We start from the raw sequence: 14,753 nt of genomic DNA, 5'->3' as shown, positions 1-14,753 counted from the left end.
GGCCAAACGCATCAGACTGTAAATCTGCTCCCGTACGGGTTCGGTGGTTCGAATCCATCATCCTCCACCAGTTTTTCGAGTCATTAGCTCAGTTGGTAGAGCACCTGACTTTTAATCAGGGTGTCGAAGGTTCGAGCCCTTCATGACTCATCTTTTGAAAAAGAGTGATTGATCATTAATTTGATTAATCACTCTTTTTTGTTATAGATAAATAAATTAATAATATGGAAACTCTGATAAAGACTGAAAAAGGCGATGCTGCGCAAGATATGATAAAATAATAGAAAAAAGCAGAGTGGTGGCGTTCATTATATGAAGCTCATACCTGATCTAAAAAAACAAATCGAAGCAATTATAGGTACTACATTGGACGAATCCGTGATAACTATAGAAGAATGGAATCAATATGGATTGAGCTCAGCTCACCGTAGAACTGTTCCAGTGGCTCATAATACTCTTACAAAAGAGGCCGAAGGTTTCTTACGTGATGATGAGAAGATGGATGGTTTTGCAAATGATGTAGGCAGTTGGCGTACAGAAGACCTAATATATTTTAAAATCGGGATGAACGAGGAAGAAGGTACTGTTTTATATTGGGGATGCTCTGTTGATGCCGTTACGCTGGAAGTACAGCGTTTAATTGAACTTCTCATTACTAGTCATAGGGAATCGTTAGATGAAGAACAGCCTGTGATATATGAAAACGATAGAGAACAACAGCTTGCTGAATTGGGACAGTGGCTTCGGAAACAGGTTGAGCAAAGAGTTCAGCAGGAACCTATTCCGGATCATTTTTCATTGGATGGAGAATTGAACACAGAGAAAATCCCATTTTTGCTGCAATGTGAGACACCTGATGCTCATCGTATTCGTTCGAAGGAATTGAACAAGTTACTCGAAAGTTACTTCGGTGAAGAGATTATACTGATTCCTGTGGGAGCGCAGGAGTGGGTGTTTCTGGGTGATGAACAGATTGTCACAGGCGAAGCTGAAGAGGATACGACGGAAGCCAGAAAAGATTTGTTGAATGCCTTCTGTCAGGGGCTCTATGAATTGGTAGCCAGTGAATGGGCGGGTGTATTTCATTTGTCCGCATCCTTACCGTGTATCCCTGCAAAACAGCTATCTTCTGTCACGGCACTTCTTCAAGAGAGTGTTCACTTGGGCAGAGCTTTCCATGTCGTGCAACACATTCATCTTCCTTGGGATCTGCACCTTGAGCGTTTGGTAGATAGTATTCCTGTGCAACAGCGACTTCGTTTTATACAGGAAACGGGGAAAGGCACTGTGTTGTTTAGTGATAGTGAAACACTGGCTACACTGGAGACCTTCTTCAATCTCGATTGTAATGTCAGCGAGACGGCAAAGCGACTCTTTATTCATCGAAATACCTTGGTATATCGTTTGGATAAGATCAAACAGGAGATTGGATATGATGTTAGAAACTTCGAAAGTGCTGTTCTGGTGCGACTTTTATTGCTTATGTACAAAGTGACGAAAAAGCTTTGATATTTTTGTGCAGTTTGCGAATAGTCAAACATCATGCAAATGGGTTAATATAAAACTACAAAATGTATTCGATTACAAAATGATCTCTGAGGAGGCAACAATCATGGCTGGTGTACGTTTAGAGCATATTTTCAAAAAATACCCGGGTTCTGATAAAGCAACAGTAGTTGATATTAACCTGGACATTAAAGATAAAGAGTTTCTGGTACTGGTAGGTCCGTCCGGTTGTGGTAAATCAACAACACTGCGTATGATCGCAGGCCTTGAGGAAATTTCTGAAGGTAAACTCTATATCGGTGACCGCGTCGTTAATGATGTTGCTCCTAAAGACCGCGATATCGCGATGGTATTCCAATCCTATGCCTTGTATCCGCATATGAGCGTATACCAAAACATGGCGTTTGGTCTGAAATTGCGTAAAGTGAAAAAAGATGAGATCGACAAACGTGTACGTGAAGCAGCTAGAATCCTGGATATCGAGCATTTGCTTGAGCGTAAACCTAAGGCATTGTCCGGTGGTCAACGTCAGCGTGTCGCTCTGGGACGTGCGATCGTCCGTGATCCACAAGTGTTCTTGATGGATGAGCCTCTTTCCAACTTGGATGCAAAATTGCGTGGTCAAATGCGTGCTGAGATCACTAAACTTGCTAAACGTTTGGAAACAACCGTTATCTACGTAACGCATGACCAGATCGAAGCAATGACAATGGGTGATCGAATCGTTGTTATGAAGGATGGTATCATCCAACAAGCTGCTTCTCCGGAAGAGCTTTACAACCTCCCTGCTAATCTGTTCGTAGCTGGTTTCATCGGTTCCCCGACAATGAACTTTATCTCGGGTAAATTGGCTGAGCAAGGTGCTAGCATGCATTTCGTAGCTCCTGGTGTGGACGTTGAAATCCCACAAGGTAAAGCACAAGTGCTGAAATCAAGAGGATACATTGGTAAAGAAGTCATTCTGGGTGTTCGTCCAGAAGACATTCACGAAGAGCCAGTATTCCTGGAAGCATCCCCGAACTCTGTATTCTCTACACACGTAGACGTAACAGAGAACCTGGGTCACGAAATGCTCCTCTACTTGAGCGGTGTAGGTAACGACACTACAATCGCACGTGTAGACGGACGTTCCAACACTCGTGATGGTTCTACAGTTAAAATGGCAATTGACATGAACAAAGTTCATATCTTTGACAAAGAGACTGAAGCAAACGTTCTTCTTCAAGACTAATAGTACTGAGATTCATCGGTAACGATAGAATCTATCAGTTAACGCAATCATACATTGTAATCTGAGCCCCTTCCGTTATTGCTGGAAGGGGCTTTTTTACTCATACACGGGTGGAAGCCAAGATTGCATTCATCCCGGAATTCATTTAAGATTATTTGAAGGTTAGATGCTGTAACAAACAACATGAATGCGCTATTAATGCAATGGAATGACGCTAATGCTGATGTACATAGAGGGCAGCGAATGCTGAAAGGAAGAGACAAATGGCGAAAAAAGTGAAAGTATCTGAATTGGTACAACAATTCCAGTTGGAGGTTGTTTCTGGATCTCACGGACTGAAGAGAGTCATTACTGTAGACGATTTGAACCGTCCTGGCCTGGAAATGGCCGGTTATTTTGAATATCATCCACAAGAACGGGTACAGCTGCTTGGTAGAACAGAGCTGGCCTTTTTTGCAATGTTGCCAGAAGATGAGCGCCGTGATCGGATGCAACGCCTTTGTACGGAAGAAACGCCATGTATTGTAGTAACCCGTGGACTTGAAGTGCCACAGGAACTGATTGACATCAGTGAAGAACAGAACCTTGCTGTGCTTCGCAGCAACATGGCTACAACGATTCTGTCCAGCCGGATTACTGGATTTCTGGAGAAGAAACTGGCGCCTACAGCAACGATTCACGGTGTACTCTGTGATGTGTATGGAGTAGGGATGTTAATCACCGGAAGCAGTGGCATTGGTAAGAGTGAAACTGCACTGGAACTGGTAAAACGTGGTCACCGATTGATCGCCGATGATGCGGTAGAAATTCGTCAGACATCAGACTTCCAGCTGCACGGAACTGCGCCAGAATTGATCCGTCACCTGCTTGAGATCCGTGGTGTCGGGATCATCAACGTAATGACATTGTTCGGTGCGGGTGCGGTTCGTAATAACAAACGGATTACACTGGTTGTTCGTCTGGAAGCTTGGCAGCAGGATAAACAATATGATCGTCTTGGCCTGGATGAAGAGACGACACGCATCATTGACACAGATGTACCGCTTGTAACGATTCCTGTTCGTCCGGGGCGGAACTTGGCTGTTATCATTGAAGTAGCGGGAATGAACTATCGCTTGAAACAGATGGGGCTGAATGCTGCGTTGCAATTTACGAACAAGCTGACAGCAACGATCTCTGAAGATATGGAAGACATGGACTAAGAAGAGAAGGATCTATTATATGATTAAAGGCCAATTGTTGATGTGTTTTACTCCTTTATAGAGCGTTGGAGACATACAGCAGTTGGTCATGCTTGTGAATGAGTCAATTTATAGGAGTGTGAATGAATGGATACATTATTACTGTTGAACCCGATAGCGTTCTCCATCGGAGCGTTAAAGGTTCACTGGTACGGGCTTATTCTCGGTACAGCGGCACTTGTAGGTTTGCTGCTCGTCATCCGGGAAGGCAAACGGTATAACATTCCGCAGGAAGTGTTCATGGACATGGTTCTGCTTGGTGTGCCTTCTGCCATTATCGGTGCCCGCATATACTACGTGGCATTTCGATGGGACGATTATAAGGATAATTTCTGGGATGTCTTTAAAATATGGAATGGCGGTATCGCCATATACGGCGCACTGATTGGTGCGATCATATGTGCAGTCATTTTCTTCCGTCGTAAAGGGTATAACTTCTGGCGCATGGCCGACATCTGTGCACCTGGATTGATCGTTGGACAAATGATCGGACGGTGGGGTAACTTTGTAAATCAGGAGGCCTATGGCGGTCCTGTAGAAGAATCATTTTTAAGAGACAAGCTTCATTTGCCGGACTTTATCGTTAATCAGATGAACGTGGAAGGTGTATTCCATCATCCTGCATTTTTGTATGAATCGATGTGGAGTCTTGTTGGTCTGATCATCTTGCTGGTGCTTCGTCGTCAGAAGTTCCTGCGTGCTGGTGAGCTGTTTATGTCCTATTTTATCTGGTACTCGATCGGTCGATTCTTTATCGAAGCGCTGCGTACCGACAGTCTGGGATTCCAGGCTCCGCAATGGGTTGCCTCCATGGTTAATGGATTATGGTCACCGATGACAGCTATGGGCTTCGAGCAAGGATATCTTGATCCAGCCTACGGTAACGTAAGAATTTCGCAGCTGCTGGCTATTGGGATCATTGTTGTTGCGGTAGTCTTCATCGTCGTGAGAAGAATGACAGGCAAGGCAGATGTACGTTATAGCGATCCGATTGTATCTTCCAAGGTTCCTTCAGAATCATCGGATGATATGGTGCAAACAGGCCCGGTTGCAGGCAAAGAGGACACGGTAACTCCAGTCTCGACCAAAGAGGATCTGAAGCAAGCTGAAGAGAAAAAGGAGTAATGCAACATGATTGACACGGTTTTGTTTGATCTGGATGGAACGATTATCGACACGAATGAACTAATTATTAACTCTTTCCTTCATATAATGGAGGATTTGCAGTTATCTACCCCTTGGACACGCGAACAGATCATTCCTCATATGGGAGGAACACTGGAGAATCAGATGCGTACGTTTTCTGGGAAAGAGGATGTTGCGGAGTATGTCAAAGGATATCGGGCGTACAACGACGTTCATCATGAGGCGATGGTTCAGCCGTTTCCTCACGTGATTGAGGTTGTTGAGGCTCTTCATGAGGCAGGAATTGTGATGGGTGTTGTCACGACGAAGATTCGTCCATCTACTCTTAAAGTGCTGGAGCGTTTTGACCTGTTGAAGTATATGAAATCGATTGTAACAGTTACCGATGTAACCAATCCCAAACCGCATGCTGAACCGGTGCTAAAGGCGATCGAAGAGTTGGGTGCAGATCCGTCCAAAACATTGATGGTGGGTGACAGCCCTGTCGATATTCAATCGGCACAGAACGCGGGTGCGCTTGCGGCAGGCGTAGCCTGGTCCCTTAAGGGAGAGGCCGTATTGAGCGGCTATAACCCGGATTACATTTTGCACGACATGAAGGACTTGCTTAAGCTGATTGAAACGGAACGTTCATGAGAAAAGTAACCCGCTATCCCGTAGAAGGTCATAACGCACTTTGGCATATCTACAAGACAGTGAGTCCGTGGAAAGGCGTGCGTAATTTTATCTGGATTCAGTTGTCACGGTACTGCCCGATTCTATCGGTCAAGAACTGGATCTATCGTCGCATGCTTGGCATGAAGGTGGGTAAACATACGGCATTTGGTTTGATGGTGATGGTTGATGTGTTCTTTCCGGAGAAAATTACGGTGGGCGAAAATTCCGTGATTGGTTACAACACCACGATCCTGGCTCACGAGTATCTTATTAAAGAGTACAGACTCGGTGAGGTGATTATTGGGGAAAATGTACTGATCGGTGCTAATTCAACCATCCTGCCGGGTGTGACCATCGGAGACGGTGCGGTTGTAGCTGCAGGAGCAGTTGTTCATAAGGATGTAGCTCCGGGAGCTTTTGTTGGTGGGAATCCACTTCGTGATCTGTCTCGCTCGAATGCATCAGCGGAGGATATTGTCATAAAGGCTGATGAGTAATGATTTTGGGAGACGGCCGAGACGGCCTACGGATATATCTGCAAAAGATCATCGCAAAGAATACACGGACGAAAATTAACCTGAATGGGTTCAGTCAGGGGAAGAGCAATAAGTCGAATTGACTGGAGTAAGGAAGCTGCTGATGGCAGCTTTTTTCGTATACAAATAGTTAGACTCATGTTCAGCATTGGGATCAAAATGGAGGATATAGTACAAGCCCCCCCAAAGGGGCTGTATTGTTGACGATGGATAGTCATTCATGTTATCATATCCCATATCCTTTAGTTTGTTAGCACTTTACCATGTTAAAGAAAAGGGACAAAAGTTAAGTATAGTTAAGCAGAAATGAAGAACACTTACTAAACATTTTCTGAAGGCTGCCTGGCAGCAACAATAAAAATTCAGGTTACAAGATAGAATGGGGATTTACACTACATAAATCCTGTTGAAATAGAACGTCTACCAATCTTAAATTACTGACTCGGGGTGAATAATACCAATGTCCAAACCAAAAGGCTTTGAAAAACCGACAGGTTTTCGTGACTATACACCACATGTGGTGACCAAGCTGCGAACCATTGAGCGGAATGTACTGGAATGCATGGAACGCTGGGGTTACCGTCAAATCATTACGCCAACGATTGAATACTACGATACCGTAGGTGTAGCTAGTTCCACATCGGATCGCAAGCTGTTTAAATTATTGAACAGTCGCGGGACTACGCTGGTGCTAAGATCAGATTTGACAGCTCCGATTGCACGGGTGGTCTCTTCTCTATTAAAGGATGAGAAGCTTCCTCTGCGTTTGTCCTATCATGCGAATGTGTTTCGTTCCATTGAAGAGGAAGCAGGACGTGAGGCGGAATTTTTCCAGACAGGTGTAGAGCTTGTCGGTGATGATTCGCCAGAAGCAGATGCAGAAGTTGTAGCACTTGCGATTGCTTCTTTGCAGGCAGCGGGTGTGTCTTCCTTTAAAATTGCGATGGGTCATATGGGATTTCTGAACGGGTTACTGGAAGAAGTCATTCCGGGTCAAACGGTACAACAGGAACAGTTGAAAGAAGGATTGCTGGGACGTGATTATGTCGGCTATCGCCAATCCATTGAAGCATTGAATCTGGAACCGAAACTGAAGGAGCAGCTTGAAGCTATTTTGCGTCTGCGTGGCGGTAAAGAAGTATGTACACACGCAGCAGAGCTGAGTTCAAGTACTGAAGCAGCACAGTCCATTGCACATCTCTGTGCAGTATTCGAAGTGTTGGAAGCGTACGGTGTTTCTGAGCATGTGCTGATTGATCTGACGATGATTGGTGATTTCTCCTATTATACAGGCATGACGTTTGAAGGGTATGCGGCAGAGCTCGGATCCCCGGTATGCAGTGGCGGACGATATGATAATCTGTTACAGCAGTTTGGCCGTTCATTACCGGCTACAGGATTTGCACTCAAAACAAACCGAATTATCGATGGTGTTCATGGAATTACGATGGAAGAGAAGAAACCTATACTTATTCAATATACTTCGGAATGCCGGGCTAAGGCTCTAACAGAGGCGGCGAGACTACGCAGCATCGGTCAAAATGTAGTAACGTACCTCCTTCCTAAAGATGGAGCAGAGACTCTAACAGGCAACAAGTCAATCCAGGCTGAGCAGGTTATCACGTACGGACATGAAAATGGAGGGGGACGCTGAGATGTCGGATATTTTGAAGGTAGCTATGCCGAAGGGCCGAATCTATAAGAAAGCCTCCAAACTGTTCCGTGAAGCAGGGCTTGATATTCCGGAAGACGTGGACGATACGCGCAAGCTGGTCATCGAAGTGCCGGAAGCGGGGATGGAGTTCATCATGGCGAAGCCCGTAGACGTGCCAACGTATGTGGAGTATGGAGTAGCGGATATTGGCATAGTGGGTAAAGACGTTCTGCTTGAGGAAAATCGGGACGTATACGAATTGTTGAACTTGGGTATCGCCCAGTGCCGCATGTCTGTTATTGGACTACCGGACTGGACACCTGGCATTCAGCAGCGAGTGGCAACAAAGTACCCGAGAATCGCTTCCCAATATTTCCGCGAGCAAGGACAGCAGGTGGAAGTAATCAAACTGAACGGGTCCATCGAACTGGCGCCGCTGATCGGTCTGGCAGATCGAATCGTCGATCTGGTGGAGACTGGTCAGACGTTGCGTGAGAATGGACTCGTGGAGATGACGGGTATTCTGGATATCACAAGCCGCCTTATTGCCAATCGGGTCAGTTATCGGATGAAGAATGCACGGATTCAAGCATTATGCGATGCTCTCCAACAGGTCATTCCAGCCTCGAATGAGGTGTCTTCGGGGATCTTTCGGGGATAAATCTAGCATGTAAGATGGAGCAGAAGTAACTAATCGATGATTGATCATATAGCATAAACGGATATTAGAGGTATCACAGGTTATACAGGGATAGGGAGGTTGTACTCATGAAAATTGTACCTGCACGGGAGTTTGATTTGAAGCGGGAAGTGGAATACGGTACACCTGAGCAAAATGAAGCGGTACGGCGCATTGTCAGCGACATTCGCCGGGAAGGAGATACGGCACTGTTGCGTTACACAGAGCAGCTGGATCGCACGAAGCTGACGGCTGCGGAGCTTCGCGTGCCGCAGGAAGAGCTGCAAGCAGCCTATGCAGCTGTGGAGCCTTCCTTCGTGACGGCGATCCGTCAGGCCGCCGCTAACATTCGTGCGTTTCATGAGAAGCAGAAGCGCAACTCATGGATGGATTGGCAGCCGGACGGCAGTCTGCTGGGCCAGGTAATCCGACCGCTGAATCGGGTCGGCGTTTATGTACCTGGCGGCAAAGCAGCGTACCCTTCGTCGGTGCTGATGAATGTGATTCCGGCACAGGTGGCTGGCGTGCCGGAGATTGTTTTGGTGACGCCGCCGTCAACAAATGGCGGTGAAGGTATTAACCCGTACATTCTCGTGGCTGCTGCGGAAGCAGGCGTGAGCGAAATGTACCGAGTTGGCGGCGCTCAGGCAATCGCCGCCCTCGCTTACGGCACGGAGAGTATTGCCCCGGTCGACAAGATCTGTGGACCGGGCAATATTTACGTGGCGCTCGCGAAGCGTGAGGTTTATGGCGCAGTCGATATCGATAGTATCGCCGGGCCGAGTGAGATTGTGGTGCTCGCCGATGATACGGCGAATCCGGTATATGTCGCCGCCGACCTGTTGTCGCAGGCGGAGCATGACGAGATGGCATCGGCCATTCTCGTCACAACCTCGGCCGTGCTGGCGGAAGCCGTGCAGGCCGAAGTGCGGCAGCAGCTAGAAGTGCTGCCGCGGCGTGATATCGCTGCTGCTTCCGTGGAGCAGTATGGCGCAATTATTGTGGTCGATTCCATCGATGAGGGAATCGATGTGGTGAACCGGCTCGCACCGGAGCATCTGGAGATCATGGTGCAGGAGCCCATGGCTTACGCTGGCCGGATTGAGAATGCCGGAGCGATCTTCCTCGGCCCGTATAGCTCGGAGCCGGTAGGGGATTATTTTGCGGGACCGAATCATATTATTCCGACAAATGGAACGGCACGATTCAGCTCACCTGTGGATGTGGATGATTTTATCAAAAAATCAAGTTTGATCTATTACAGCAAGGAAGCGTTGCTCCAAAATGGAGCGGCTATTATAGAGCTGGCCCGGCATGAAGGGCTCGAAGGACACGCCCGTGCGATCGCTGTACGGTTAGAACAGGAAGGAAAGGCGGAATCGGATAATGGATAAGCAGAATAATGGTTTGGACCTTCAGAATAAGGGTGCTGTACGTCAGGCAGAGGTAGACCGCAAAACAAATGAAACGAACATTCAGCTTTCTTTTGCCGTAGATGGAACCGGGCAATCCGAGATTGAAACGGACGTACCTTTCCTGAATCATATGCTCGATCTGTTCACAAAGCATGGACAATTCGATCTGAACGTACAGGCGCGCGGCGATGTTGATATTGATGACCACCACACGGTGGAGGATATCGGAATCTGTCTGGGACAGACCCTTCGTGAAGCATTGGGTGACAAGCGGGGCATCAAACGTTATGCGAGTGTTTTTGTGCCTATGGATGAGGCTCTCGCTCAGGTAGTCATCGATGTCAGCAACCGCCCTCACTTTGAGTACCGCGCACAATACCCATCTCAGCAAGTGGGCAGCTTCTCAACCGAGCTGGTACATGAGTTCCTGTGGAAACTGGCGCTGGAAGCGCGCATTACATTGCACGTTATCGTGCACTACGGACAAAATACACACCACATGATCGAGGCGATCTTCAAAGCATTGGGACGTGCACTGGACGAGGCAACAACGATTGATCCACGTGTAACGGGTGTGCCTTCCACGAAGGGAGTGCTGTAGACGATGGCGATTGCAATTGTCGATTATGGTATGGGGAACCTGCACAGCGTCGGCAAAGCGGTCGAACGTCTTGGCTACGAAGCGCTGGTCACAGGTGACCGGGATGCGATTCTTGGTGCAGATGGTGTGATATTGCCAGGTGTAGGTGCATTTGGCGATGCCATGGTGCACTTGCGAGAGAGTGGCTTGGACGCTGTGGTGAAGGAAGCGGCAGCTGGACCAACACCGCTGCTCGGGATCTGTCTGGGCATGCAGCTGTTGTTCAGCTCAAGTGAGGAGCATGGCGAGCATGAAGGATTGAATATTTTGCCGGGTAAAGTGGTGCGATTTGCACCGGGAGAACTAAAGGTTCCACATATGGGCTGGAATCGATTGCAGTTCCTGCACCCGGAAAATCCGCTATTCGCGGGGCTTGAGGCAAGTCATGTCTATTTTGTCCATTCATATCATGCACGTACGGACGTAGAGAGCGATCTATTGGCAGTAACGGATTACGGACATCCGGTTACGGCGATTGTTGGCAGAGGCTCCAATTTCGGTATGCAGTTCCACCCGGAGAAGAGCGGAGAGCTGGGTATGAAGCTGCTTGGAAACTTCCTGGCGTTGACTGGATCAAAGGCGTAATCATAATCAGCGATCATATGATTTTTTAATTCCATCCTTATAAAATAATACGTAGCTAATCTTATATAGAGCACAAATATGAATATATTCAGGAGGCCTTGTATGTCATCTTTTATCATATATCCGGCAATTGATATCCGGGACGGCAAATGTGTAAGACTTGTGCAGGGAGATTACAATCAGGAGACGGTATATAACGATGACCCGGTTCAAGTTGCTCTTTCCTGGGAGAAGCAAGGTGGTACATACGTTCATCTGGTGGATCTGGACGGTGCAAAAGCAGGTCATCCCGTGAATGATGAGCTGATCGGGCGTATTGCTTCGGCCGTGAACGTGCCTGTTCAGGTAGGTGGAGGTCTTCGTACAGTGGCTGATGTAGAACGTTTGTTGGGTCTCGGTGTAAGTCGTCTTATTATCGGGACAGCCGCTATTGAAGATCGTGCCTTTACAGAAGAAGTACTGGGACGGTATGGAGACAAAGTAGCTATTGGCATTGATGCACGCAATGGCTATGTGGCGACACGCGGGTGGCTGGAGACATCGGAAGTTCAAGCTGAGGTACTGGCGAAGGAGCTGGCGGCATTTGGTGCCGAAACCTTCATCTTCACAGACATCTCCCGTGATGGCATGATGCAGGGTCCTAACGTGGAAGCGATCGTGTCTCTTGCGAAGGCGAGTGGCCGTACGGTGATTGCTTCCGGGGGAGTTAGTGTCATGGATGATCTGCTTCGTTTAAGCAAGCATGCGGAAGATGGTGTCGGAGGAGCAATCGTAGGTAAAGCGCTGTATACTGGTAGTATTGATCTTTCCGAAGCGGTACGTGCGGTAAATAAATAATAGCGATACTATATAGGCTCAAATAAACATTGGCACGATAACGATCATCAGGAGAGAGGAAGAGGAGCATGCTGGCAAAAAGAATCATTCCTTGTCTGGACGTGAAGGACGGCCGGGTTGTCAAAGGCGTTAACTTCGTCAATCTCCGCGATGCGGGTGATCCGGTGGAGCTGGCGGCGCTGTATGACCGCGAGGGTGCGGACGAACTGGTGTTTCTCGATATCTCCGCTTCGGTGGAAGGCCGCGAAACGATGGAAGAAGTAGTGCGGCAAACCGCAGGCGAGATCGCCATTCCTTTTACCGTAGGTGGAGGGATCTCCAAGGTGGAAGACATGAAGCGCATTCTGCGTGCAGGAGCGGACAAGATTGCGGTAAATACGGCAGCTGTGCTTAATCCTCAGCTGATTGCAGACGGAGCACGCCGCTTTGGTTCCCAGTGTATCGTCGTTGCAATTGACGCCAAGTATAATGAGGCTTGGGGCGAATGGGAAGTGTATACGCATGGTGGACGTAAACCTTCAGGGATAAAGGCGCTTGACTGGGTTAAACAGGCGGAGGCCTTAGGCGCTGGAGAAATTTTGCTGACAAGCATGGATGCGGACGGAACGAAGGACGGATTCGATCTGAAGCTGACCGCAGCGGTATCCGAATCGGTACGTATTCCGGTCATTGCTTCAGGCGGTGCGGGCAAGGAATCGCATTTCTATGATGTGTTCACGACAGGCAAAGCGGACGCAGGTCTAGCAGCAACGATATTCCATTACAAAGAAATCGCCGTTCCGGCGTTAAAACAACATTTGAGAGACCAAGGGGTGGAGATCCGTGACTAATGTAAGCAATGAGATTAAGGAGCAGTTATCCTTGGAGCAGGTTGTGGAACACATTCGCTGGAGCGATGGTTTGGTACCTGCCATTGTGCAGGATGCAGAGACACGTCAAGTTCTGATGATGGCTTATATGAATCGGGAATCCCTAAAATTGTCGCTGGAATCCGGTGAAACGTGGTTCTGGTCACGCTCGCGTCAAGAGCTGTGGCACAAGGGCGCAACTTCAGGTAACGTACAGACGATTACTTCATTGAAATACGATTGTGATGGTGACACCTTGCTGGTTGAAGTGAAGCCGAACGGACCTGCTTGCCACACCGGAGCAATGACGTGTTTCCATAATGAAATCGTGGGCTTGCCAGAGCAATCAGCAAATCAGACTTCAGGTGATTCTATTGCAACGACTGCAAGTGCCAGCTCCGAAAGCCGTTTTGAAGTACTGGCTGAACTGGAATCGGTCATTGCAGAGCGTGAACGTGAGCGTCCGGAAGGTGCATATACGACGTACCTGTTCGATAAAGGCGTTGATAAAATTCTGAAAAAAATCGGTGAAGAAGCGTCCGAGACGATCATTGCCGCCAAAAATAAAGACAATGACGAGCTTCGTCTTGAGGTCAGTGACCTGATGTACCACTTGCTCGTTCTGTTGCAAGAGCGCAAGCTGCCGCTGGATGACATTATGTCAGAGCTGAGCCGTCGCCACGAGCGGCCTCGCCGCGATTAGGAGGCGAGCCTGTGCTAATAGACTATCATACACACCATGAGCGGTGTGGTCATGCGGTTGGCAAGCTGGAGGCTTATGTGCAGCGTGGGGTGGAGATTGGCTTGTCGCAGATTGGGCTGTCGGATCACATGCCTTTGCTGCATGTAGACCCTGCTCACTATTATCCTGAGATGGCAATGCCTATGGACGAGCTGCCGCGTTACGTGGAAGAGTGTTTCTCTCTGAAAGAGCGCTACCGTGGTCAGATTGATGTGCGTGTCGGCCTCGAAGGCGACTATATCGAAGGCTGGGAGACAGAAATTCGGGCCATTATTGAGCGGTATCCATGGGACTATGTGATTGGATCGGTTCATTTTCTCGGGGAATGGGACATTACGGATTTTCGCCAGACCCATCATTGGGAAGGGAAAGACGTACTAGAAGTCTATCGTCAGTACTATGATGCTGTGAGCAAAGCGGCAGCGACGGGAATGTACGATATTATGGGTCATACAGATGTGATCAAGCGCTTTGGCTTCACTCCGGCACCAGAGCAGACTGAAGAGCGTATAGATCTGGAGAATGCGGCGCTGCAAGCTATCGCAAAAAGTGGCTGTGCTATGGAGCTCAATGCATCAGGATTATCGAAGCCATGCGCAGAGATGTTCCCTGGTCGCCGGATGTTAACGGAGGCCATTCGATTGGGAATTCCGCTGACCCTTGGCTCCGATGCACATGATCCGCTGAAGCTAGGCGATTATCTGCCTGAGGCCGAGGCGCTCTTGCGTGAGCTGGGCTGTACGGAGGTAGCCGTTTTTGAAGGTCGACAGCGCTCGTTCCTTTCTTTAAATGTATAAGGTAGTGGAGTATAATGAGGGTAGGAAATAACCTTTTTAGAGGTAGTTCAAAAAAGTCCGCTTTTGATTACGAAGGATGCCTAATGGCATCATCAGCGTCGAAGCTGGAATTCAGCCGAAATGTTCGTTGCTCACGTAGTTTTGCCTACGCTCCGCTACTCCATTTCTAGCTTTATCCCATCTTCTCGGTACTGAAAACGGGTCTTTTTGAACATTCACTTTTAGACTGATAAAGGATT

General features: G+C 48.0%; 15 protein-coding genes and 1 tRNA gene. All 16 read left to right on the top strand.

Features of this window, described 5'->3' with window-relative positions; genetic code table 11:
* Nucleotides 1-77 precede the first annotated feature (77 nt).
* The 16 genes from BLV50_RS30170 (at nt 78) to hisJ (ending at nt 14,514) form a co-directional block, all read left to right on the top strand.
* Nucleotides 78-150: transfer RNA gene (locus tag BLV50_RS30170), tRNA-Lys, on the top strand.
* 162 nt (nt 151-312) lie between these two features.
* Complete coding sequence (locus BLV50_RS30165; protein ID WP_256338083.1) at nt 313-1,509, top strand: PucR family transcriptional regulator; 1,197 nt, start codon at nt 313-315, stop codon at nt 1,507-1,509.
* A gap of 103 nt (nt 1,510-1,612) precedes the next feature.
* On the top strand, nt 1,613-2,737 hold the full coding sequence (locus tag BLV50_RS30160; RefSeq protein WP_063566522.1) for an ABC transporter ATP-binding protein: 1,125 nt from the start codon (nt 1,613-1,615) through the stop codon (nt 2,735-2,737).
* A gap of 263 nt (nt 2,738-3,000) precedes the next feature.
* Nucleotides 3,001-3,939, top strand: a complete 939-nt coding sequence (hprK, locus tag BLV50_RS30155; RefSeq protein WP_063566521.1) for an HPr(Ser) kinase/phosphatase — start codon at nt 3,001-3,003, stop codon at nt 3,937-3,939.
* A 126-nt stretch (nt 3,940-4,065) separates the two neighbouring features.
* A complete protein-coding gene (gene lgt / locus BLV50_RS30150) occupies nt 4,066-5,103 on the top strand; it encodes a prolipoprotein diacylglyceryl transferase (protein ID WP_063566520.1) in 1,038 nt (345 codons plus the stop codon).
* Between the two features lie 6 nt (nt 5,104-5,109).
* The gene (gene ppaX / locus BLV50_RS30145) at nt 5,110-5,760 is read left to right on the top strand and encodes a pyrophosphatase PpaX (protein ID WP_090811687.1); all 651 of its coding nucleotides are present in this window, start codon (nt 5,110-5,112) and stop codon (nt 5,758-5,760) included.
* On the top strand, nt 5,757-6,278 hold the full coding sequence (locus BLV50_RS30140; RefSeq protein ID WP_063566518.1) for an acyltransferase: 522 nt from the start codon (nt 5,757-5,759) through the stop codon (nt 6,276-6,278). The genes ppaX and BLV50_RS30140 overlap by 4 nt, the downstream gene beginning before the upstream one ends.
* Before the next feature lie 499 nt (nt 6,279-6,777).
* Nucleotides 6,778-7,971, top strand: coding sequence for an ATP phosphoribosyltransferase regulatory subunit (locus tag BLV50_RS30135; protein WP_090811685.1), 1,194 nt, complete (start codon nt 6,778-6,780; stop codon nt 7,969-7,971).
* A gap of 1 nt (nt 7,972) precedes the next feature.
* Nucleotides 7,973-8,632: an ATP phosphoribosyltransferase gene (hisG, locus tag BLV50_RS30130; RefSeq protein WP_063566516.1), complete on the top strand. Its 660-nt coding sequence runs from the start codon at nt 7,973-7,975 to the stop codon at nt 8,630-8,632.
* A 107-nt stretch (nt 8,633-8,739) separates the two neighbouring features.
* Nucleotides 8,740-10,044 (top strand): histidinol dehydrogenase, encoded by a 1,305-nt coding sequence (hisD, locus tag BLV50_RS30125; RefSeq protein ID WP_090811683.1) that lies wholly within the window; start codon nt 8,740-8,742, stop codon nt 10,042-10,044.
* The gene (hisB, locus tag BLV50_RS30120) at nt 10,037-10,666 is read left to right on the top strand and encodes an imidazoleglycerol-phosphate dehydratase HisB (RefSeq protein ID WP_063566514.1); all 630 of its coding nucleotides are present in this window, start codon (nt 10,037-10,039) and stop codon (nt 10,664-10,666) included. The genes hisD and hisB overlap by 8 nt, the downstream gene beginning before the upstream one ends.
* A gap of 3 nt (nt 10,667-10,669) precedes the next feature.
* On the top strand, nt 10,670-11,290 hold the full coding sequence (gene hisH / locus BLV50_RS30115) for an imidazole glycerol phosphate synthase subunit HisH (RefSeq protein WP_072735752.1): 621 nt from the start codon (nt 10,670-10,672) through the stop codon (nt 11,288-11,290).
* A 102-nt stretch (nt 11,291-11,392) separates the two neighbouring features.
* Nucleotides 11,393-12,127, top strand: coding sequence for a 1-(5-phosphoribosyl)-5-[(5-phosphoribosylamino)methylideneamino]imidazole-4-carboxamide isomerase (gene hisA, locus BLV50_RS30110; RefSeq protein WP_024634114.1), 735 nt, complete (start codon nt 11,393-11,395; stop codon nt 12,125-12,127).
* A gap of 68 nt (nt 12,128-12,195) precedes the next feature.
* Nucleotides 12,196-12,957 carry an imidazole glycerol phosphate synthase subunit HisF gene (hisF, locus tag BLV50_RS30105; RefSeq protein WP_063566512.1) on the top strand — a complete coding sequence of 254 codons (762 nt, stop codon included), beginning with the start codon at nt 12,196-12,198 and terminating at the stop codon, nt 12,955-12,957.
* Nucleotides 12,950-13,678 carry a bifunctional phosphoribosyl-AMP cyclohydrolase/phosphoribosyl-ATP diphosphatase HisIE gene (gene hisIE, locus BLV50_RS30100; RefSeq protein ID WP_090811680.1) on the top strand — a complete coding sequence of 243 codons (729 nt, stop codon included), beginning with the start codon at nt 12,950-12,952 and terminating at the stop codon, nt 13,676-13,678. Before hisF ends, hisIE begins: the two co-directional genes overlap by 8 nt.
* An 11-nt stretch (nt 13,679-13,689) precedes the next feature.
* Complete coding sequence (hisJ, locus tag BLV50_RS30095; protein WP_072735754.1) at nt 13,690-14,514, top strand: histidinol-phosphatase HisJ; 825 nt, start codon at nt 13,690-13,692, stop codon at nt 14,512-14,514.
* Nucleotides 14,515-14,753: the final 239 nt, after the last annotated feature.

It is taken from the genome of Paenibacillus sp. 276b (assembly GCF_900107875.1).
GTDB lineage: Bacteria > Bacillota > Bacilli > Paenibacillales > Paenibacillaceae > Paenibacillus > Paenibacillus marchantiae.
The sequence above is the reverse complement of the archived record's forward strand: the minus strand, read 5'-3'. Positions and strand labels throughout refer to the sequence as shown.

Bases quoted from the DNA above. Each gene is read 5' to 3' on its own strand.
- BLV50_RS30165 (WP_256338083.1), top strand. From the start codon at position 313: ATGAAGCTCATACCTGATCTAAAAAAACAAATCGAAGCAATTATAGGT.
- BLV50_RS30160 (WP_063566522.1), top strand. From the start codon at position 1,613: ATGGCTGGTGTACGTTTAGAGCATATTTTCAAAAAATACCCGGGTTCT.
- hprK (WP_063566521.1), top strand. From the start codon at position 3,001: ATGGCGAAAAAAGTGAAAGTATCTGAATTGGTACAACAATTCCAGTTG.
- lgt (WP_063566520.1), top strand. From the start codon at position 4,066: ATGGATACATTATTACTGTTGAACCCGATAGCGTTCTCCATCGGAGCG.
- ppaX (WP_090811687.1), top strand. From the start codon at position 5,110: ATGATTGACACGGTTTTGTTTGATCTGGATGGAACGATTATCGACACG.
- BLV50_RS30140 (WP_063566518.1), top strand. From the start codon at position 5,757: ATGAGAAAAGTAACCCGCTATCCCGTAGAAGGTCATAACGCACTTTGG.
- BLV50_RS30135 (WP_090811685.1), top strand. From the start codon at position 6,778: ATGTCCAAACCAAAAGGCTTTGAAAAACCGACAGGTTTTCGTGACTAT.
- hisG (WP_063566516.1), top strand. From the start codon at position 7,973: ATGTCGGATATTTTGAAGGTAGCTATGCCGAAGGGCCGAATCTATAAG.
- hisD (WP_090811683.1), top strand. From the start codon at position 8,740: ATGAAAATTGTACCTGCACGGGAGTTTGATTTGAAGCGGGAAGTGGAA.
- hisB (WP_063566514.1), top strand. From the start codon at position 10,037: ATGGATAAGCAGAATAATGGTTTGGACCTTCAGAATAAGGGTGCTGTA.
- hisH (WP_072735752.1), top strand. From the start codon at position 10,670: ATGGCGATTGCAATTGTCGATTATGGTATGGGGAACCTGCACAGCGTC.
- hisA (WP_024634114.1), top strand. From the start codon at position 11,393: ATGTCATCTTTTATCATATATCCGGCAATTGATATCCGGGACGGCAAA.
- hisF (WP_063566512.1), top strand. From the start codon at position 12,196: ATGCTGGCAAAAAGAATCATTCCTTGTCTGGACGTGAAGGACGGCCGG.